Here is an 18,394-nt window from a genome sequence, read left to right as displayed (position 1 = left end):
GCCCGATCTTTTTAGCTGTTTTGGCGGGAAAAGTTACGGGGTAAAACTAGTGAGAAAAAGCTCTCTGAGGCAGATTCAGCAAAGTTAACCTCCCGTTCCTAGTCCGTAACCTAGGGTTTCCCCAGCAGTCATATCCATTGGCAATTGTGGGATTAAGTCGATAATGATCAAGCGTGAAACTGGTTTTTGGGGATGGGTTTAAGAAGATCGGATGTTTTTTTTGCTTATTTTGGTTTTTTTTCAGCAAAATCCGCCGGTAAACTATCAATCTCAAAGTATTGGTGAAACTTGTCGGTGATTTCCAGCCAATAGGAGCGTCCTTCCGTTTGCTTTCTTTTGCGGACAAAACCCGTTTCCACCAATTCCTGCACCTGTTGGTACGCTCCACTGCCCCGTAGTTCGATCAAGTCTGTTTGCAGTAGGGGGGATTTAATGGCGATCGCCGCCAAGGTACGGAGGCTCGCGGTGCTGAGATCGGCGGGGACAAAATCTTGGATCAGATGTTGAAAGGCGGCCCGGAGTTGCAGGCTGTAACCCTGGTTAGTTTCCACAATTTCCAGGGCACTGTCCCGGTGAGCATAGTCCTCCATCAACTCCATCAGGGCATCCTCCACGGAGGCCTTTTCCTGACCACTGATGCTGACCAAGTCGGCGATCGCCACCGGTTTAGCCTGGAGATAAAGGATCGCTTCAATGGTGGTGGCAAGACGCATTAGCAGGACAAATTATCGAGGTTGTTTATTTGTTAGCAAGGTCTAGCGGCCAATGAGTTTCATCGCTTGGCCAGGGCATTGCTTGATCACTTCCGGCCGTAGTTTTTGGCGAACATTATCGGCATTTAGCAAATCACGACTACCCACTTCGGCGATTAAATATGCCCTAGCGGCATCCCTGGCCACATCGGGGGATTTACCTTCACTCAAAGCTTGGCAAACAAGTTTGGCCGCCGTTTGTAGCTGGGTCTGGGTCGGTTCCGTAGCCATGGCCGAAAAATTGGGACTCAGAATCAGAACCAAGGGAGCAACAACGATTAAACCAAGGGATGTCAATGCCCCAAAACGAGATCGATTGCCCATAATAACCTCAGGAATAATTAGTAAAAATTGTCCGTCCGTGGTCTTCAGTCCCTAACCAAATAGCCGCTGGAGCCGTTTACGCACCCAGTTCATAATATTACTATCTTCCTCTTCCGAAGTAAGGAGACCCTTGGTGGCCAGTTCTTCTTTGCGGCGCATTAATTCCCCTTGGTGTTCCCCCAACGCATTGATAATAGCTTCACGGAAATCAGGATTGCTTTGTAGCAATTGTTCAAATTGGGGAAATCGCACCACAAACAGGAGAGATTTTTCCTTAGCTTTAACCGAGGCAGTGCGGGGAATGCCCAGCATCAAGGCTAATTCACCAAAGAAACTACCAGGTCCCAAACTCGCCAGTACCCGACCCAGTTTCTCCGTATAGACTTCCACCAGCCCAGAAATGACAATGTAAAAGCCATCGGCTGGATCCCGTTCCCGAAAAAGCACCTCCTCCGATTGCAGGGATTGTAACTGGCCAATTTCCACCAACTGGCGAATTTCCAACTCGTTTAAGCCACTGAAATAGTCACTCGATTTCAAAACCTGACTGAGGGAAATGGTCGGTTCTTGGGGCGCTGGGTCAGACAGGCTGGGCAAATCCAAATCCGGGTGAAAATATTTGGCGATCGCCTCGGGATTTTTAAGCCAGAGTTCCCGTTGGGGCCAAGGGATGCCAATGCCATTGCGCTTAAAGTAAAAGCAAATAGTGTAGCGTAGGGCACTAAGAATTTCCGGATGCTGGCCCATGTATTGCTCTTCAATCCAGACCCAAAGCTCAAATTCCAACGCATTGTCGCCAAAATTCTGGAAAATCACCTGGGCTGGGGGAGTTTTGACCACACAGGCTTGGCTATAGGCACACATCAAAAGGGTTTCCGTCACCAACACCGGATCAGTGCCATAGGCCACCCCCACGGCCACGGTCAAACGCACCGTTTGCGTTTCGTAATGATAGTTAATCACCTGATTTTCGATCAGTAGACTACTGGGCAAAATTACTTTGGAGCCATCCTTGAGTCCCACCACCACGGCCCTGGTGGATACTTCCCGCACATAACCCTGAATGTTCTGAAAGCGGATATAGTCGCCAATTTTGACCTTTTGCTCCACCAGCAGAGTTACCCCACTAACAAAATTACGGGTCACATTTTGCAGACCTAAACCAATCCCTAGCCCAAGGGTGCCCCCCACCACCGTGAGAGAAGAGAGGTTAATGCCACTGGTTTGGAGCATGGCAATGAACAAAAAAGAACCCAAACCATAGCTCAACAAATTGGCCACAATGTAGCGGATGCCTTGTTCATAAATAAAACGCCGTAGAACAATGCTCCGTAAAACCCGATTGAGGTAGTGGGTTAAAACGAATATGGCTAGGGCAGATAGGGCCAACTGGAATAAATCCAAGAGGGAAAGTTGGGTGCGCCCAAAACTTAGGGTGGTGGCGTCGAGGGTATCAAAAATTTTGGCGAAAGCAATGGCAACAAAGGGCATGAAAATTCCATGAAAGTTGACAAAGGGGAGTTTCCGTGGATACAACCGGAAATATTGGGCAATTTGACGATAAATCCGCTGGTTCGTCCTAATTTTCCGGATTAATCTATCTCTGGATAGACGCGGAAAAAGCCCTGAAAGTCGAAAGTAAAAGGAGGGATAGGCTGAAATTGGCCATAATTTAACTCAGTTAGCTAAATTACGGGACAAACAGACATTTACTCTTAAAGGCTAACCATTGCTTCTAATAAATACCTAAGCGATCATTTCCCCCTCTCCTCCCATTTCCCATCCACCCTAATCTATGGAAATTCAACTCATCAACATTGGCTTTGGCAATATTGTTTCTGGCAATCGGGTTGTTGCCATTGTCAGTCCAGAATCCGCTCCCATTAAGAGGATTATCAGCGATGCCAAGGAACGTAGTCAGTTAATTGATGCCACCTATGGCCGACGTACCAGGGCTGTGATCATTATGGACTCTAATCAGGTAATTCTTTCGGCTATTCAACCGGAAACCGTGGCTAACCGTTTTGTGGTGGATAAGGATTTTAAAGAAAATGCGAAAAAGTAATTTGTTAATTTGCTGAACTCTAACGTTGACCTCCTCCTGAACTTTGCAAAACCTCCCAAAGTCTGTAAAAAAGGAGGGGGTGCTGCCGGTACGGAGGTCAAAATATTTGTCGCTCCCTAACTGTAATAGTTGGTCAACATCGCCCCAACCACTAACCAAGGAAAAAATTGAGACGAGGCGTGAGTGATTTCCCATTTTGTCTCCGCGTCAGTAACTGACAATGCCAGACCATTGCACCTCCTTGGTGTGGGTACGGCGATAGGAGAAAAAAAGTTCTTCCATTTGGAAAGTACAGTGGGGGGCCACAGCAATCTGTTCCTGGGCAAAACCTAACTCTAACAGTTGCAATTGATTGATGCGACGCACATCAAGGCGATATTTTTCCGGTTCTGCATCAGGTAACACGGGCGGGTTCACCATGGTGGATAAATGGTCCCATTGCTGTTCTTCTGTCGCTAATTTTTGTACTGCTTGCACACTTTGCCCCACTTCCAAGGCCACCCAGGGATCGACTTGATACACCTCTCCGGCGATCGCCGGGCCTAGGGCAACCCGTAAATCCTTTAACTCACTACCCAGGGCCAGAAATTTATCGATGGTTTTGGGCACAATTCTGGCTTTGGTCCCCCGCCAGCCTGCATGAATCGCCGCCACACGTTTACCAATCAAATCGCCAATCAATACCGGGGTACAGTCCGCACTGGCCACCCAGACCCCTTGGTGGGGAGCGTCGCTAATGATGCCATCCGCTGGGGGATGGGTACTGTCTGGGGCCAAGGGAGTTTGGCCAATTTCCGTTGCCGTTAGGGTTACGTCCCCATGAACCTGTTTGACCCGGAAAGCTTTTCCTTGGGGATCAAGATAGGTGATCAGTTGTTCGGGCAATTGGGGATAGAAGGCTCTGGTGAAAAAGGCATGGGGCCAGGGAGCCAACAAAGCACAGGTGAGATAGGGTGAACCATTGATGTTCTGCCATCCCCAGAGATCGTCCCCCATTGTCATCGGTCTAGCCAAAAAAGTTGTGATGTTTGTAGTGGTTTTAATTTCGACTGCGGATCAAAAGTGGTGTGAGTTTCCGCTCTAATTCGTTGAAGCAAAAGCTTATTTTTAATGCCCATAACCTAATTTCACCTGGTAATCCTACCATGGCCCAAGTCCTCCGTAAATGCGTTGATCCCCCTAATTCAGTCGGGGAAAACGTAAATTGAGCAAAATTGATTGGACATAGTTCAAAAAGCTATTGGCCTGACGGGCCTGGAGCCAAATTTTCCCCTGGCCAGTGAAGCGGCACAATCTACCCTTACCACCCCACACGTCCCCCCGTAGGCGATCGACGGCGAGCCCCTCCTGTTTAGTCATTTGGTAATCCAGGGTATCTTCAAATGCAACAATGTAATCGGGATTATAGGCCAGATCGCCGTTCATGGAAACCTGCACCAAACCACCATAAAGACTGAACCACAAATCCCCCTGTCCGACTAAACGCAATAAAAAACTCTCACTATCGTTATAAAAATGCTTCATACTGGCGAAATTAGTGTCAATTTTCACCGTTGGTTGGCAGGCCAGGAAGTTATCTGCCCGGAGATAAATACCTTTTTCTGTGGTTAAAAAATAATGACAAATATCCCCCGGTAGGGCTGGCGCCAATTGCAGGTGGCCAACGCTTTGTTCTGCCGTAAATTGGTTAAGAAATAGGGTATCTATCCCTAGGGCTTTACGGAGGACATCCAACAATCCCCCCCGCAATTTGTTAACAAAGAGAACAGAACGGTCCATGGCAGTGACTACATTGGCATCAACAAGGACAATTTGACCGGGCTTCAGGGTCAGCTCCAGGGTGGCGTACAGGGCATGGCCATTAATGCTGTAGGGAAGATTAAATTCATCATCTGTAGGACGTACCTGGTTATCTCCCCCTGCTTCCCGGGGATGGGCAAAGAGATGTTGGGTGTAATCCTCTTCCAAATCCTCCTCAGGGTCGATCTGTTCTAGACTTTCTTCGAGCTTTTCTAGGGATTCTTCTTCCATCATGGCGGGCAGATTTCAGTTACAGGGCAATGATATTAGTGGTTTCGGTTTATGATTTAGCGCAGTTTGAAGTTTTCCGGTTTGAGTTGGCGACCCACTTCCCGAGCAAAATTCCGAGGACCATGGGTTTGGCAAAAAATTGTACCTGTGCCACTGAATTCATAGAGGATTTCTTGGTTGGGCACCAGACGTTTGGGCCAGGGACGCAACTCTTGATACGGCTTAACTTTGAGGCTGTTATCAAAGGCCACCACATGGTCGGAGTTGACAATTTGTTTGCCATTCACTTCCAGGGAATACATGGCCCCAAAGGAGCTGATTAACACATCTCCAACGCCCACCAAACTCAGCCAGGAATAGGGTTCTTTCTTGGCGGCGGATTTGTAGCCCATGAAAATGTCCACCTTGCCATCGGATGCTAGGTAGGAGCTTTGGCGGACAATTAATTTCCTCCCGCCCAGTTGATAGTGCCCCAGGTTTCCCACTAGGGGAGGGGCCAGGTAAATTTCACCGCCATTTTCCCCGGTTCGATAATTGTTTAAAAACATGGTTTTAACTTGATTGCCCCGGCTACTCTGTTTCCCTGCTCCATCGCTAGTGCGCCGCACGGAACTTTGCACCGTAATGTCGGGACTCATGGCAATTAAAGAACCATGCTGGGCTGCTAATTCTTCATTGGCCTCCAGAAGTACCCTGGCGATCGCCGTTTGGGGGGAATTGAGAAGTTTAATGTTCATAGGGCGGGCAAAGAAAAAATCAGCGCAGTCGGAGCCGGATAAAACGGCCTAAACTGCTCAAGCTACGGGATTGCCAATAGAGGTTGCCGGAGCCCTTTAGAAGGGAACTCAGCCCCCGACCGGACTGGAGATCACCAACAATACCCCGGGGAAAATTAACTTTGAGCTTGAGCTTGGGCTGAAACGCTACTAAATGAGAGTGCTCCACCACAAAACTCTGGGGGCAGGACAACTGGTTAAGGGTGCCGTAGCTACCAAGGAAGACGCGGCCTTTACCTTGGAGTTTCAAACCGAATAAACCCTGCCCCCCCCACCAACTGGATAGACCGAGCCAATACACCCCCATATTGACGCCGCTGGTATGGGCAACATGTACTCCTGGATTGATGACTATGCCATTTTTGGGTAAGTCTAGCCTGGTCAAATTTCCTGGTAAGGCTTTGCCTAGGGTAAAACTTAACGGTTGATCGCTGGGATTATGGATGGCATTAACCATTAAGTTTTCTTTACCCAATAAAAACCGAGCCAAGGCCCGGAGCCAGCCTCCACCACAAACCCGACTAACGACCAATCCCCCATCCATGCTAATTAGGGAACCGGGGTTAATGTAGAGCCGTTCCTTGGGTTTGAGCGTAACGGCCAACACCGAGTTGGGATAGTGGCGAATTTTGTAGAGCACGGCTCAGCGGGGGGCGGAAGAACAACAACAACGGAGCAAGATAGACTGTATTTTTAACTAGTTAACCTCAATCTATACCAAACCAAGCCCAATTTAACTGGTCTTAAAGCCTAAAGTTAATGGTCTAGGAGAATACTGGAAAAGTAAGATTTTCTAGAGAAGAATCTTTTTGCAATCCTCTTTCCATCCAGAAGACTTTTGCTAGATCTTTCCTCATTACGGACGACAGGGGCATTAATGGGCATTTTCGTGCTTTTTACCCACACCCAGGTATGCCTCCAGAGATAAATAAGTTGACCTTCGCCAGGGAACAATTCTAGGCATACACTAGGGAGCAGTGTGAAACGTGTGAGGATTGTGCTATGAACTCTTTCTGGCGAACTTGTCGTCAAAAGCATTGGTTAAGTAGAAATTTATCCAGGCCCAGGGTCAGAAAATGCCGACTATGGTCGTTAATATCTCTCCTCGCTCTGGTTATGGCCAGTAGCACCTTGACCATTGCTTTGGCCTCCAATAACCAGGTTGCTGCTCAATATGCTCCAGTGGCTACCAGTTCCACCAACCCTTGGCAGTATGCTTCTTTCCCGGTGGAAAATTTCCAGCAATATACTTCTGGGTTTGGTCCCCGCCGAGCCCCCACCGCTGGGGCTAGCACTTTCCACAATGGCTTGGATTTGGCTGCGCCCCTGGGCAGTTACATACGCAATTGGTGGCATGGCACAGTGGTGGAAATGTCCGACCATACCGGTTGCGGCACCATGGTTCGCATTCAGTCCGGCCCTTGGCAGCACACTTACTGTCATTTAATGGGCGGGGTGGAAGTGCATCAGGGGCAACGGTATTTGGTCGATCGCCAGGGGGGCATTGTGCTCCAACAGGGACAACAGGTGGTGGCGGGGATGCGCATTGGTCGGGTGGGCATGACGGGAAGAACCACAGGGCCCCATCTCCATTGGGAACTGCGCCATAACGGAGTTTTAGTAGATCCGGCTCTGGTACTACAGGCCATGTACGGCGGGGCAACCTAGCCCAAATAGTCCAGAATGGTCAGTGGCCCTGTTTTTCAGTTTTCTGCACCGATGACCCCAGATTCCCTCCAACAATTGCTCACGGCGATCGCCAGTGGCCACATCAGTAGCCAAGAGGGTTTTGAGCAGCTTAAACACCTCAGTTTCCAGGCGATCGATGATTTTGCCAAAGTGGATCATCAGCGGCAACTGCGGACGGGTTTTCCAGAAGTTGTGTGGGGCCCAGGCAAAACCCCAGAACAAATTGAGCAGATTATCCAGGTCTTAGCAGTGCATAATCCGGTGGTGCTAGTGACCAGGGTGGAGCCGGAGGTGGCGGATCTCCTTGGCGATCGCATTCCTCTATTGCAGTACTATCCCCAAGCTCGCATTTGTGCCCTGGTGCAAACCCCTTTACAAATTAAATATTCCGGTACCATTGGCGTTCTCAGTGCAGGTACAGCGGATTTACCCGTGGCGGAGGAAGCGGCCATCACTGCCAGCCTCTGCGGGTTCAAAGTGGAGAAACTCTGGGACGTGGGAGTTGCCGGCATTCACCGACTGTTGAGCCATCGAGAATTAATCCAAGCCATGGATGTGTTGATTGTGGTGGCCGGTATGGAAGGGGCTTTGCCCAGTGTGGTGGCGGGATTAGTGGACTGTCCTGTGATTGGCGTACCCACCAGCGTCGGTTATGGCACCAGTTTCGGCGGCGTGGCTCCCCTGTTAACCATGCTCAATTCCTGTGCAGTGGGGGTGGGGGTAGTCAATATTGACAACGGCTTTGGAGCGGCCATGTTGGCAGGACAAATTCTCCGCACGGTTGATCGCCTGCAATCAAAATCAACTATGGCCAACGGTGGGCAGGGCGGCTAAAAATACTTCCACGCAATGGCGAGCTTTATGGTCTAATTTCGTCCAATCCACTTCCCCTTGGTCGTTAAATAAGTCCTGGTCTATTTCCACTGCCAAAGCCTGATTATTCTCCGGCAAGTTATCCCCAAAGGGCTGGGCTTGATAATTGGCAAAGCAGACTTGAAAGCATAAATCCCAAATGTTAACTCCGTAGGTTTGCCCCTCATTTTCCAGAATTAACCGATGGCCTGGGATGGGTTCCTGCACCTCCTCGTAGCGACTGCGCCAGGGACAACTTTCCAAACCTTGTCGCAGATGGTCAATGGTGCGAATCAGAGCTGGTTGCATCAGGCAATCTGCCTGTTCCCAGGCCTGGACAGTGGCAAATTCAGGTTTCATTGGTTTGATAAATTGAGATGTTTTGCGTTCAACCCTGCCATGGTACCAGTCACCATAATCCGGGGTTATGGAGTTATAGGGAGACTGAAGGGGATTTTTGTCGGTTAGAAGACTCTGTTTTTAAAGTTTTTAAAATAAATTCCTTGGTGAAAGTTAACAGACTCAGATTGGAAAGTTTCATTCCGCCCTCTAAATCGACCCACTAAAGCTCCGGCAATAATGGAGGACTTTCACTCAGTTTTCCCCCAAATTCGGGGGGCCGCGGGGTCTTGCAAACAGCCTAAAGCCTTAGGGTCAAACCCAAATAGAGGCCATTCAAATTCAGGGAAAAATCAAAACCATCGTCGCCACTGCCCTGTCCATACTTCAAACTATAAAATTTGTAACCTAGCTGGATGGCCACATTTTCTCTTACATAGTAATCTAGTCCTAAAATGGCGTTCCAATTCCAATCCGCCTCCCCCGATAGGTCAAAGCCGGACACATCCCCCCGGAGCCAAAGGGCCAAAGTATCCGTCAACTGCACCCCCAATTTTCCCCCCACTAAGGGATTAATCCAAGTGCGGCTAGCGGTTTCATTAATTTGGAATTGTCCCGCCAGGGAAACTAGGGAGCTGTTATAGCGGTAGTTAGTGGTCTGGTCCAGGGCAAAGCTGAGATTGATCAACCTGGCTCCGATGTAGGGTTCAAACCACCACTGGGGATAACTTCTGCTCTGGCTTCCTGAACCGTAAACAGGACGGGCGTCGCCAAAATGGTAGCTAATGGCTAGATCAACGGTAGTTTCGCTGACGGATAGCTCGGTGTTGGTATCAATGGTTAAATCCCGTTGCCCTGCCCCGTAAAGTTCAGTCCGAATGGCGGCAATTACTTGCTCTTCATTGGCCAAAATTTGGTCTAGTTTGGCTAAATCTTGTAAGGCATCGGCAAAATTTGCATTATTTTTGAGCGATTGCAACTTGGCCAGTGCTTCTTGCAATTGAATCAAGTTTTCCTTGGCATTACTGTCTTGGAGGATTTGAATAATTTCCCCTAGATGGGAATCCTTAATTTTCTCTAGATTGGCGATCGCCTCCCGCACTTGTCCCACTTTTTCCCTAGTTTCCGCCAATTTTTTCTGCAATGCCCCTAGATCTTCCCTGGAACGAAGATTAGCAATGCGCGTTTGAATTTCCGTCTGTAAGGCACGCACTGCCTCCAACTTATCCTGGGCAGTTTCCATCCGGTCGATGATATTTTCCAAAGTGGAACGGTCCCGATCGCCCTCAATTTCCTTTATTTTATCTAGGCCCCCCAGGGCAATTTTGGCCAAATCCCGACGGTCAATTTCTTCGAGGGGCAATGTGGCCAGCAATTCTCTAGTTTCTTCCCTCAGGTTTTGCAACTGGGCAGCAAAGGTTTGAATTTCCGTCACCCGTTGTTGCACTCGGTCCTCCAGACGATCAATAGAACCAATGGCATTGTCCCGAAAACCCTGGGCAGCAGCTAGGACGGTCTGGAGTTGGGCTAATTTTTGTTCGATTTCCCGTTCCCCAAGGTTGCCCTCCTCCACCATCTTTTTCAGTTCGTTAATTTGTTCCGCCCAAGCCCCAATAGCTTCCCGGTCAATGGCATTACCCAAGGCTTGCAATGCTTCAATTTTGGCCGAAGCTGAGGCGATCGCCGCCATTAACTCCTGGCGATCGGGAGCTGCATTGCGCACCAGTTCAAACTCAGATTGAATTTGGTCTAGACTTTGGTTAATATCACTTTTCTTTTGCTGTAAAATATCAGACTGGTCGACAAGAATGTCACTAATTCCATTCAAACGATTATTGATATCTGTGTTGAGTAAATAATTAATTGGACTAAAAGATGCTAAGCCAGTAAAATTGTCCCGTTGATTGGTGGTAGCTCCCTGCAAATTATAATAAAATCCATCCAAAATAATGCCCCAGTTACCGTGCCAAGCTTCGACTCTTCCCCCAGCATAAACTGTTAATTTTTCCAGTATGTCCGCAGTGGTAAGGTGATAATCACCCTGAACTCTCCTAATTCTGGCTGACCCATAGGCATTAATGGGTAGGATGGCACCGGGGGTAATAAAAATTTGCCAACCGTCATTTTGGGCAGTGTCAGCTATTGGGTTGGGGCTAAGCTGTTCACTATTTTCTGTGTTGGTCGACTGTTGGGTAATACTCTCCGGATAGGAACTTTTTTCTGGAGTTATGGCTGGCAAAAAATCTTGTTCTCCTTCTTTTGTTGGCTCAGTTAATGCTTGGCTTGTAAGCTGTACCAACTGTGTTGACTGGCCCCTTAAATCCTCCGTGGTTAGGGTGCTGGAGGTCAAGCTATGGGAATAATCTACGGAAGTTTGCCATGGCTCTTGATTTGATTCAGCGGCTCTTAAATCGGCAATATTTTCTACTATAAATGGCTCTAATCTGATTGTCTTTTCCAATGGGAAGTCATCATTTAATTCTGCCGTGGTAGGGGTAAAGTTAGTAAAATTGAGAACTTCATTGGCTAAAACAGGGCAGGGAATTATTCCTGGTAAACTGAACGTGGTGAAATAAAGTAGCCAATGAAAAAGTTTCATATATTTTAATAGTCAAAAATAGATCAAAAGATATTGAACCGGTCTGAATAAATCAATTAAATATAAACCACTTGATTAACCAATGACAAATAATTGATCAGTCCGCTAATTAAGAGCCTGTTTTGCAAGCCCCCCTGACTCCCCAAATTTGGAGAAAAACTGAGTGAAAGTTTCCTAGCATTGCCGAAGCCTTAGTCAGGAGATTTGGGGATCAAAATAAAACTTTGTAAACACATTCTAGGTTAAGTTAGGGCTAATGTTGCCAAATGTATATGATTTATTGATATTTTTTAAAATAGTACTCCCAAGATAAATTGCCTGAGAATGTGTTGGAAGAGTCTAGAAGTGATAATCAATTGTTCCTATCCGTCCCATCAAAAAGGAGGATTAGCAAAAATTATTTATTATCAACAGATTTTTAGGGGGTCGGTTGAGAAGATGGACTAAAACCTTATAAAAAGACTTTAAGTAACGCTTATTATAATCAAGTAAGCGAACGTTTTAGTAACTTAACTATTTTTTAAGATGAACAACTATTTCCCTCGATTGAAACAATTTTCTGCCCCTGCTACATTTTTTTTGACCGTTGCTTGCCTAGTTTATCCAGGCGAGAATGCCCACGCTAATGCCAGCACCCCTAACCCATACACAGTTGCTCAAACTACGGCCAGTCCGTCGGTGGCAGTGGAAAATCTGAGCGGTTTTCAAGGCATTATCACTGCCCTCAACATCACCCCTGATGGTAAATATTTGGCTGTGGCTACGGCGGATAACCAAATCACCCTGATTGATTTAGCTAACCAAGAAGTGGTTTATAGCCAAAGGAGTCCCGTCAATAATTTTGCTGATTTAGCCATTAGTGCCGATGGTCAATGGTTGGCGATCGCCGCTGACAATAATGTTGATGTGCGCCGGGTTCGGGATGGCATGAGGGTTGAAACCCTGGTTGGCCACACGGATAAGGTCAGTGGTGTGGCCTTTAGTCCCGACGGAGAAACTATTGTGAGCGTTAGTGGTGGCGATCGCACCATTCGCATTTGGGAAAGGGCATCGGGCAACTTGATACAAACCCTAGCGGATAACCTCGGCCCTACTACCAGCGTTGTGTTCACCCCCGACGGCAGTCAATTTATCACCGGGGCGATCGGCCAGGACCGCACCATTAAATTTTGGGATGCCAACACCTTTGAATTACTGGGCACTTCTCCCCAACAGCCAGGTTTCATCAACGGCTTAGCTGTGACCCCCGATGGCAGAAAACTGGTAGGAGCGGTGCGGAATTTTGTTAAAGCTTGGAACTTAGCCGATGCCAAAGAGTTGTTTTCCGTCAGAGGCCCCAGTTTAGAAATTAATACCATCGCCGTTTCCCCCAATAATCGCTGGGTAGCTACTGCGAACAAAGAAGGAACCATTATGATCTTCGATTTAGCCAACGGCAAACAGGTTACTACCCTGAGGGGTCACCAAGGCTGGGTTCTTTCCCTAGCTTTTAGTCCCGACGGCAATACCCTCTACAGCGGTGCGGAGGACAAAACCGTAAAAATCTGGGACCTCAGTGCCCTTGCCCGATAACTGGGGAGTTTTCCTGGGGGTCGAAAAAATCAAGACCCCTGGGGATAAATCCGACCTTTCCAACCGCCGCCCTGGCCTCGCCAATGTTGCCAAGCAGAATCCAGGGTCATGAGGCTATATAACAGGGCAATCAACGGTAGGGTTAAACCCCAAAGCCAGGAGCGCCCATAGAATTTCAGGGTCGGGCCATAGGCGATCGCCATTAGCATCCAGGTGAAAGCTCCCAATAGGGCCAGGGGAGCATTACCCCAAATTATTGCCAATATTAGGGCTATGGGGGCAGTCAAATAGACCAAAGCCATGCCAAGCAAAGTCCCCAGCAACAGCAAAGGATTGTAATTCAGTTGGGTATAGGCAGTGCGGCTGACCATCTGCCAAATGGTTTCTAGGCTGTCGTAGGGCCGCAAGCTCCAATTTGCCCTAGTTAGCCCCAACCAAATGGGTAATTTTTGGGCTTTTACCTTTTGGGCTAAGGTGCAGTCGTCAATTAACGCTTCCTTCAGAGCTCCAATACCGCCAATGGTTTGTAGGGCTGACCGTTGCATGAGAATACAGCCCCCCGCCGCCGCCGCCGTTTGACGTTGGGGATTATTAACTAAAGGGAAAGGATAAAGCTTTTGAAAGAAAAAAATAAAGGCTGGAATTAGCAATTTTTCCCAAACACTCTCACAGCGCAACAGCACCATCAGGGATACCAGGGCTAAATTGTCCCGTTGGGCTTTTTCCACCAAGGCTGTAATGGTTTGGGGACCATGGGCAATGTCCGCATCGGTGAGAAAAATGTACTCCGGCCAGGAATCTGAACCTTTTTTTTTCAACTGTACTGTTTGCCATCCCTGTTCCACGGCCCACAATTTTCCCGACCATCCAGGGGGTAACGGCTGCCCCGACACCACTTCCAGGCGATCGCCATGGCCTAGACCGCTGGCAATACGTTGGGCCACGGCCCCGGTGCCATCACTGCTTTGGTCATCCACCAAAATAATTTTTAACGGGCCTGGATAATGCTGTTCCAACAAACTGGGCAAACTTTGACCCAATACGCTCGCCTCATCCCGAGCCGGAATAATGGCCGCTACGGAGGGATATGCTTGTAAAGTTGATGGGCGATCAAAGTTTAAAACCTGATCACAACGCCAAAAGTTTCCCCAACCAACCAATAGAAAGCACCAAATCAGGCAGGAGATTGCGGTAATTGCCAAGACAAAGGTGACCATTTGTCCGCCTACAAATTCTTTTCTAAATTAGGAGCAAAGGACAAGCTGCAACTACACACCTGGGCAGCATTGGGATTGGTGAAACGAAATCCTCCCCCCATTAAATCCTCGGCATAGTCTAATTTGAGATTGTGGAGGTAACCTGCACTCTGGCTATCCACCAGCACCGTCACACCGCCACTTTCATACTCCAAATCGTCAGCGGTAATTTCCGGCACAAAATCCAAATGGTATAACCAACCGGCGCACCCTCCGGGCCTGACCGCCAAACGAAAATGGTGGCGGGTTAGTTGGCGACTGTGTTGCAATCGTTTAATTTCCTGGGCGGCACTGGGGGTCAATTGCAGCATAGGTTAACACAATGGCTCAAAACAAAATGGAAAAGTTAGACATAAAGCTCCATTTGCCATACTACCAGGGCGATCGCCGACCTTGGCTGAATTTTTGCTACTTACTACTGGAGATAGACTCTAAACAGTTAAAAAATTTCCGTATTTAAGGCTTTTTTCAGAGCCCCAATGCCCTGTTTAATGCGACGGGAAACGGTAATCACACTAACCCCCATCATTTCGGCGGCTTCCTTGTGGGTAAAGTCGTGGAGAAAAACAAATTCCACAATGCGGCGGGTACGTTCTTCCAAACCGGCTAAGGCCTGTTGCAGACGGATTTGATCTTCCTGGCTGAGTTGAAAACTACGGAATTCGTGGTGGGCTAAACAATCCCCCAGATTAACTTGTCCTTCATCGTCGCCATTTACCTTGGTGTCCAAACTCACCAGTTCACGATTCTGCAGCGCCAGTTTGGTTTCCTGCCAGTCCGCCAGGGGCACTGCTAAAATTTGTGCAATTTCCTCGTCCGTGGCCGCCCGGTCATATTTGAGGCGAAATTCCTGCTGGACGGCGATCGCCTGACGACCCAAATCTAACCAACGCCGGGGAATACGAACACAGTTACTTTTATCCCGCAGAAAATGCTGGATTTCTCCCCGCACATAGGGAATGGCAAAGGAGCTAAAGGCATTGCCCTTACTCACATCAAACCGTTCAATGGCTCGGATCAGACCCAAACACCCCACCTGGGACAAATCCTCAAAACTTTCATTGCACTGGGCCGTCCAATGGTGCGCTTCCTTTCTCACCAGACCCAGATTGACTTCCATAATCCGATTACGCACGCCAATATCGTGGGACTCTGCGTAGATTTTGAACAGTCTCAGAGTCTCAAGTTTGAGGCTTTCGCTGGTGGCATTGGTCATGGTTTTAGGTTTGGGCGACTCTAATCAACTTTACCGATGGTTGGACTCTGCCTACATCAGCAAATACATGGAGAAAATTGGAAAAAATAAAAACTTTCTGCCAACCGATGCCCTAGGCAATGCTAATGAAAATAAGCTTTGTTTAGGTTTGGGCATCATCCTCTCCCCTGCTCTGGCTGGGCAACTAGCTTGCGTTGGAATTACCAGCAACGGGAAGATATGGCATAGGAACCCACGCTAATTATAGGATTAATCTAAAATCCGAACAATAACATGTAGAAAAAGTCAACAATTCTTCAATTAAATCCTTAAGCATTGTTTAAGCATTTGCTGGGCTTGCTGTTGATAACCACCCCCAAACAAATTGAAGTGGTTGAGAATGTGGTACAGATTGTAGAGAATTTTCCGTTGTTGATAACCAGGTTCCGCGGGACTGATGCTATGGTAACCCTGGTAAAAAGCCGCCGGAAATCCCCCAAATAATTCCGTCATAGCCAGATCCACTTCCCCATCGCCGTAGTAGGTGGCCGGGTCGAGGATGACTGGTTCCCCTGTGGTTAAAATTGCGCCATTGCCAGACCACAGATCCCCATGGACTAAAGCTGGTGTCGGTTGGCGATCGCCTAACAGCTGCTTCACTTTGGGAACTACTACGGCGGGATCGGGAAAGTTCCCTGCCCGTCGTCGAGCAAGGGCCAGTTGATAGCCAAGGCGATGCTCCGCAAAAAAGTCGGCCCAACTATCGGTCCAGGGATTGGGCTGGGGAGTGGCTCCAATGGTGTTATCAGTCTGCCAACCAAATTGGGCACTGCCCCCGGCTTGATGCAATGCCGCCAAATTTTGTCCCATGCGGTACCAACTGTCATGGTTACCCCGGCCAAACTCGAGCCATTCCAACACCAGATAACTATGGCCAGCGGAACTGCCGTGGCAAATGGGACGGGGAACCCGAATGGTTTGGGTGGCCGCCATGGCTTCTAACCCGAGGGCTTCCGCTTGAAACATCTGCCACTGCTGGGCTTGATTAAGTTTGACAAAATATTTTTGCTCCCCATCCACCAGGCAATAGCCCTGATTAATACAACCACCACTCACCGATCGCCGTTCCTGAATACGGAAGGGTTGACCAGTGGTCTGACTGATTTGTTGGGCAATGGTTTGCCAGGGGGCTGGGGAATTCACGGGCACAGGGGAAAACAGGACAGGGACAAATAATACCTAGGCTGGGTTAGGAGGAGTGGCCAACAGGGGGTCTAACTGGCCGCGGCTGTCCAGGCCATACAGTTGGTCACAGCCACCAATGCCCTGGTCATTGACAAAAATTTGGGGCACAGTGCGTCTTCCTTCTGCCCTTGCCGCCATGGCCTGTCTGGCTTGGTCATCGCCGTCAATTTTGTACTCGATAAACTTAACTCCCTTCCACCACAGTAAAAGTTTCGCCCGGATGCAAAAAGGGCAAGTTTGCCAAGTATATATTTCCACTTTGGCTTTGATCCCATCCGCTTGGCGGCCACTGAGGAGGGGAAGCCAGTTGAACAAATTAGCCATGACATCACCTGGAAATTGGAACTGGAAATTTTACCTGGGAACTGCAACGGGGTTGTCTTTGTCCTTTCCCTTCAGCATTACAGATCAACCGGGCCATCGGCCCCAACCCAGACAATTTGTCCCACAGCCATGGCTTGGGCATAGGTATTTAACTCCTCCGGCGATCGCCCCCCTAGGTCCAATTCTACCCGGCGATCGGGATGCTGGCGGCGCAACTGTTGGGCATGGCGAAAGGTTGCTCCTTCGGCGGTGTCATCCACTGGACAAACTAGATAATCGATGGGGGCGGTACTGGTGGGTAAAGTCCCCAATTCAAGCAAACATTGGTGTAGCTCCTCAATGTTCAAAGAAAATCCCGTACCAGGAAAAGACTGCTGTTGGGGATGATATTGGCTGAGCAGTTGGTCATAACGCCCCCCCTGGCCCAACACATAACAGTTATCGGCCTGGCGACTCACCGCTTGGAAAACCATGCCAGTGTAGTAATCAAACGGCTGGAGCCAACTCAAGTCCAATACCAGATTAGCGGGCCCATCTCCACTGGCCGCCACTAGGCACAACAACGCCTGCAGGCGATCGACCAGACCCAGACATTCCCCCTGTAAATCTAACTTGCCCAGTCTGGCCAAAACTTCCTCCACTGTGCCCCGCAGGTCAAACAGTTGCAAAGCAAGATTTTTAGCTTCATTGTCAGGATAGGGGAGTTGGGAAAGTTCTACATAGTCCAAACGGGTGATGCAATCCCGCACAGTGGCTTGGAGAGTGGGGGGTAATTTGGCCAATAGGCTTCTGGTCAGACCGGCATCACCCAAAATCAATTGCCAATCGCTTAAACCCAATTGGGTCAGGCAATCCGTCAACAGTAGGAGAATTTCTGCATCGGCCCGGACGCCCCCAGCAAAGAGCAATTCTATGCCCGCTTGGAAAAACTCCATTTGCTTACCGTGGTAGCCCTCCGGAGGATTACGAAAGACGTTGGCCCGGTAACACAATCTTTGGGGCTGATTGTCAGTCATGCGGGTCACGACTGCCCGGGCAATGGATGCGGTTAATTCTGGCCGTAACCCCAACCGTCCCTCGCCACTGTCTTGGAGTTGAATCACGTTATTAGCCGAAATTGCCCCACCGGCCACTAGGGTATCCAGCCATTCCAGGGTGGAGGTAACAATGCGCTGATAGCCCCAACGATGAAAGGTTTGTTGCAATTGGTCATTAATGCGAGCTTTCTGGGCGACTTCCAGGGGCAATAAATCCCTAGCCCCAGCGGGGGGATGGTGAATCATGACGGCTTTGTTTCGGCAGGGGCAAGTTTAAACATTCTCAATATAATGTTTTCCCGCAACCCCAAGGAACATTTCTCCGGTTTTCCTTGGTG

Annotated in this window: 19 protein-coding genes; 4 read left to right on the top strand and 15 right to left on the bottom strand. The window is 48.7% G+C overall.

Translation table 11 applies throughout. The features are described 5' to 3' along the window. Positions 1–224: 224 nt before the first annotated feature. Genes scpB through C7I86_RS15795 form a run of 3 tightly spaced genes read right to left on the bottom strand, consistent with a single transcriptional unit; the run spans position 225 to position 2,567 of the window. Entirely contained in the window at positions 225–713 is a 489-nt protein-coding gene (scpB, locus tag C7I86_RS15805; protein WP_010874200.1) for an SMC-Scp complex subunit ScpB, read from the bottom strand. A 42-nt stretch (positions 714–755) separates the two neighbouring features. After that, entirely contained in the window at positions 756–1,076 is a 321-nt protein-coding gene (locus tag C7I86_RS15800; protein WP_010874199.1) for a hypothetical protein, read from the bottom strand. 51 nt (positions 1,077–1,127) lie between these two features. Beyond that, positions 1,128–2,567: a cyclic nucleotide-binding domain-containing protein gene (locus tag C7I86_RS15795; protein WP_010874198.1), complete on the bottom strand. Its 1,440-nt coding sequence runs from the start codon at positions 2,565–2,567 to the stop codon at positions 1,128–1,130. A 304-nt stretch (positions 2,568–2,871) separates the two neighbouring features. On the opposite strand from C7I86_RS15795, the gene remA reads away from it, so the two are divergent. After that, positions 2,872–3,141: an extracellular matrix/biofilm regulator RemA gene (gene remA / locus C7I86_RS15790; protein ID WP_010874197.1), complete on the top strand. Its 270-nt coding sequence runs from the start codon at positions 2,872–2,874 to the stop codon at positions 3,139–3,141. A 207-nt stretch (positions 3,142–3,348) separates the two neighbouring features. Here the strand turns inward: remA and pgeF are convergent, their stop codons facing one another. The 4 genes from pgeF to C7I86_RS15770 form a co-directional block, all read right to left on the bottom strand. Next, complete coding sequence (gene pgeF, locus C7I86_RS15785) at positions 3,349–4,143, bottom strand: peptidoglycan editing factor PgeF (protein WP_010874196.1); 795 nt, start codon at positions 4,141–4,143, stop codon at positions 3,349–3,351. Positions 4,144–4,320: 177 nt separating this feature from the next. Then, positions 4,321–5,175, bottom strand: a complete 855-nt coding sequence (locus tag C7I86_RS15780) for a TIGR00266 family protein (protein WP_010874195.1) — start codon at positions 5,173–5,175, stop codon at positions 4,321–4,323. A gap of 53 nt (positions 5,176–5,228) precedes the next feature. Beyond that, positions 5,229–5,909: a TIGR00266 family protein gene (locus C7I86_RS15775; RefSeq protein WP_010874194.1), complete on the bottom strand. Its 681-nt coding sequence runs from the start codon at positions 5,907–5,909 to the stop codon at positions 5,229–5,231. A 19-nt stretch (positions 5,910–5,928) separates the two neighbouring features. Continuing rightward, the gene (locus C7I86_RS15770; protein WP_010874193.1) at positions 5,929–6,588 is read right to left on the bottom strand and encodes a TIGR00266 family protein; all 660 of its coding nucleotides are present in this window, start codon (positions 6,586–6,588) and stop codon (positions 5,929–5,931) included. 476 nt (positions 6,589–7,064) lie between these two features. Here C7I86_RS15770 and C7I86_RS15765 point away from each other — a divergent pair, with 476 nt between their 5' ends. Both C7I86_RS15765 and larB read left to right on the top strand, forming a co-directional pair. Then, positions 7,065–7,616, top strand: coding sequence for a M23 family metallopeptidase (locus C7I86_RS15765; RefSeq protein WP_020861931.1), 552 nt, complete (start codon positions 7,065–7,067; stop codon positions 7,614–7,616). A gap of 51 nt (positions 7,617–7,667) precedes the next feature. Next, positions 7,668–8,471, top strand: a complete 804-nt coding sequence (gene larB / locus C7I86_RS15760) for a nickel pincer cofactor biosynthesis protein LarB (protein WP_041426075.1) — start codon at positions 7,668–7,670, stop codon at positions 8,469–8,471. Here the strand turns inward: larB and C7I86_RS15755 are convergent. Together C7I86_RS15755 and C7I86_RS15750 are read right to left on the bottom strand one after the other, a co-directional pair. Beyond that, the gene (locus C7I86_RS15755; RefSeq protein ID WP_010874190.1) at positions 8,439–8,849 is read right to left on the bottom strand and encodes a hypothetical protein; all 411 of its coding nucleotides are present in this window, start codon (positions 8,847–8,849) and stop codon (positions 8,439–8,441) included. The genes larB and C7I86_RS15755 overlap by 33 nt on opposite strands. Before the next feature lie 280 nt (positions 8,850–9,129). Then, positions 9,130–11,427 (bottom strand): hypothetical protein, encoded by a 2,298-nt coding sequence (locus C7I86_RS15750; protein ID WP_010874189.1) that lies wholly within the window; start codon positions 11,425–11,427, stop codon positions 9,130–9,132. A gap of 525 nt (positions 11,428–11,952) precedes the next feature. On the opposite strand from C7I86_RS15750, the gene C7I86_RS15745 reads away from it, so the two are divergent. Then, a complete protein-coding gene (locus C7I86_RS15745) occupies positions 11,953–12,999 on the top strand; it encodes a WD40 repeat domain-containing protein (RefSeq protein ID WP_010874188.1) in 1,047 nt (348 codons plus the stop codon). Positions 13,000–13,028: 29 nt separating this feature from the next. Here C7I86_RS15745 and C7I86_RS15740 read toward each other — a convergent pair whose 3' ends face one another. From C7I86_RS15740 to C7I86_RS15710, 6 genes are all read right to left on the bottom strand, one after another. Further along, on the bottom strand, positions 13,029–14,216 hold the full coding sequence (locus tag C7I86_RS15740; protein WP_010874187.1) for a glycosyltransferase: 1,188 nt from the start codon (positions 14,214–14,216) through the stop codon (positions 13,029–13,031). Between the two features lie 8 nt (positions 14,217–14,224). Beyond that, complete coding sequence (locus C7I86_RS15735) at positions 14,225–14,566, bottom strand: iron-sulfur cluster assembly accessory protein (RefSeq protein WP_010874186.1); 342 nt, start codon at positions 14,564–14,566, stop codon at positions 14,225–14,227. Positions 14,567–14,694: 128 nt separating this feature from the next. After that, positions 14,695–15,471: an RNA polymerase sigma factor SigF gene (locus C7I86_RS15730; protein ID WP_010874185.1), complete on the bottom strand. Its 777-nt coding sequence runs from the start codon at positions 15,469–15,471 to the stop codon at positions 14,695–14,697. A 300-nt stretch (positions 15,472–15,771) separates the two neighbouring features. Beyond that, positions 15,772–16,659, bottom strand: coding sequence for a fructosamine kinase family protein (locus tag C7I86_RS15720; RefSeq protein WP_010874184.1), 888 nt, complete (start codon positions 16,657–16,659; stop codon positions 15,772–15,774). 30 nt (positions 16,660–16,689) lie between these two features. Continuing rightward, positions 16,690–17,019: a glutaredoxin 3 gene (grxC, locus tag C7I86_RS15715; protein ID WP_010874183.1), complete on the bottom strand. Its 330-nt coding sequence runs from the start codon at positions 17,017–17,019 to the stop codon at positions 16,690–16,692. Positions 17,020–17,096: 77 nt separating this feature from the next. Beyond that, entirely contained in the window at positions 17,097–18,302 is a 1,206-nt protein-coding gene (locus tag C7I86_RS15710) for an ATP phosphoribosyltransferase regulatory subunit (protein WP_010874182.1), read from the bottom strand. Between the last annotated feature and the right edge of the window lie 92 nt (positions 18,303–18,394).

Origin of the sequence: Synechocystis sp. IPPAS B-1465 (assembly GCF_003015225.1) — a bacterium.
Taxonomy (GTDB): domain Bacteria; phylum Cyanobacteriota; class Cyanobacteriia; order Cyanobacteriales; family Microcystaceae; genus Synechocystis.
The sequence above is the reverse complement of the archived record's forward strand: the minus strand, read 5'-3'. Positions and strand labels throughout refer to the sequence as shown.

Excerpts from the sequence above, each read along its gene's own strand:
- remA (WP_010874197.1), top strand. The coding sequence starts at position 2,872 with ATGGAAATTCAACTCATCAACATTGGCTTTGGCAATATTGTTTCTGGC.
- larB (WP_041426075.1), top strand. The coding sequence starts at position 7,668 with ATGACCCCAGATTCCCTCCAACAATTGCTCACGGCGATCGCCAGTGGC.
- C7I86_RS15740 (WP_010874187.1), bottom strand. The coding sequence starts at position 14,216 with ATGGTCACCTTTGTCTTGGCAATTACCGCAATCTCCTGCCTGATTTGG.
- C7I86_RS15800 (WP_010874199.1), bottom strand. The coding sequence starts at position 1,076 with ATGGGCAATCGATCTCGTTTTGGGGCATTGACATCCCTTGGTTTAATC.
- C7I86_RS15745 (WP_010874188.1), top strand. The coding sequence starts at position 11,953 with ATGAACAACTATTTCCCTCGATTGAAACAATTTTCTGCCCCTGCTACA.
- C7I86_RS15795 (WP_010874198.1), bottom strand. The coding sequence starts at position 2,567 with ATGCCCTTTGTTGCCATTGCTTTCGCCAAAATTTTTGATACCCTCGAC.
- C7I86_RS15765 (WP_020861931.1), top strand. The coding sequence starts at position 7,065 with ATGGCCAGTAGCACCTTGACCATTGCTTTGGCCTCCAATAACCAGGTT.
- C7I86_RS15730 (WP_010874185.1), bottom strand. The coding sequence starts at position 15,471 with ATGACCAATGCCACCAGCGAAAGCCTCAAACTTGAGACTCTGAGACTG.
- C7I86_RS15775 (WP_010874194.1), bottom strand. The coding sequence starts at position 5,909 with ATGAACATTAAACTTCTCAATTCCCCCCAAACGGCGATCGCCAGGGTA.
- scpB (WP_010874200.1), bottom strand. The coding sequence starts at position 713 with ATGCGTCTTGCCACCACCATTGAAGCGATCCTTTATCTCCAGGCTAAA.
- C7I86_RS15750 (WP_010874189.1), bottom strand. The coding sequence starts at position 11,427 with ATGAAACTTTTTCATTGGCTACTTTATTTCACCACGTTCAGTTTACCA.
- C7I86_RS15780 (WP_010874195.1), bottom strand. The coding sequence starts at position 5,175 with ATGATGGAAGAAGAATCCCTAGAAAAGCTCGAAGAAAGTCTAGAACAG.
- pgeF (WP_010874196.1), bottom strand. The coding sequence starts at position 4,143 with ATGACAATGGGGGACGATCTCTGGGGATGGCAGAACATCAATGGTTCA.
- grxC (WP_010874183.1), bottom strand. The coding sequence starts at position 17,019 with ATGGCTAATTTGTTCAACTGGCTTCCCCTCCTCAGTGGCCGCCAAGCG.
- C7I86_RS15735 (WP_010874186.1), bottom strand. The coding sequence starts at position 14,566 with ATGCTGCAATTGACCCCCAGTGCCGCCCAGGAAATTAAACGATTGCAA.
- C7I86_RS15755 (WP_010874190.1), bottom strand. The coding sequence starts at position 8,849 with ATGAAACCTGAATTTGCCACTGTCCAGGCCTGGGAACAGGCAGATTGC.
- C7I86_RS15710 (WP_010874182.1), bottom strand. The coding sequence starts at position 18,302 with ATGATTCACCATCCCCCCGCTGGGGCTAGGGATTTATTGCCCCTGGAA.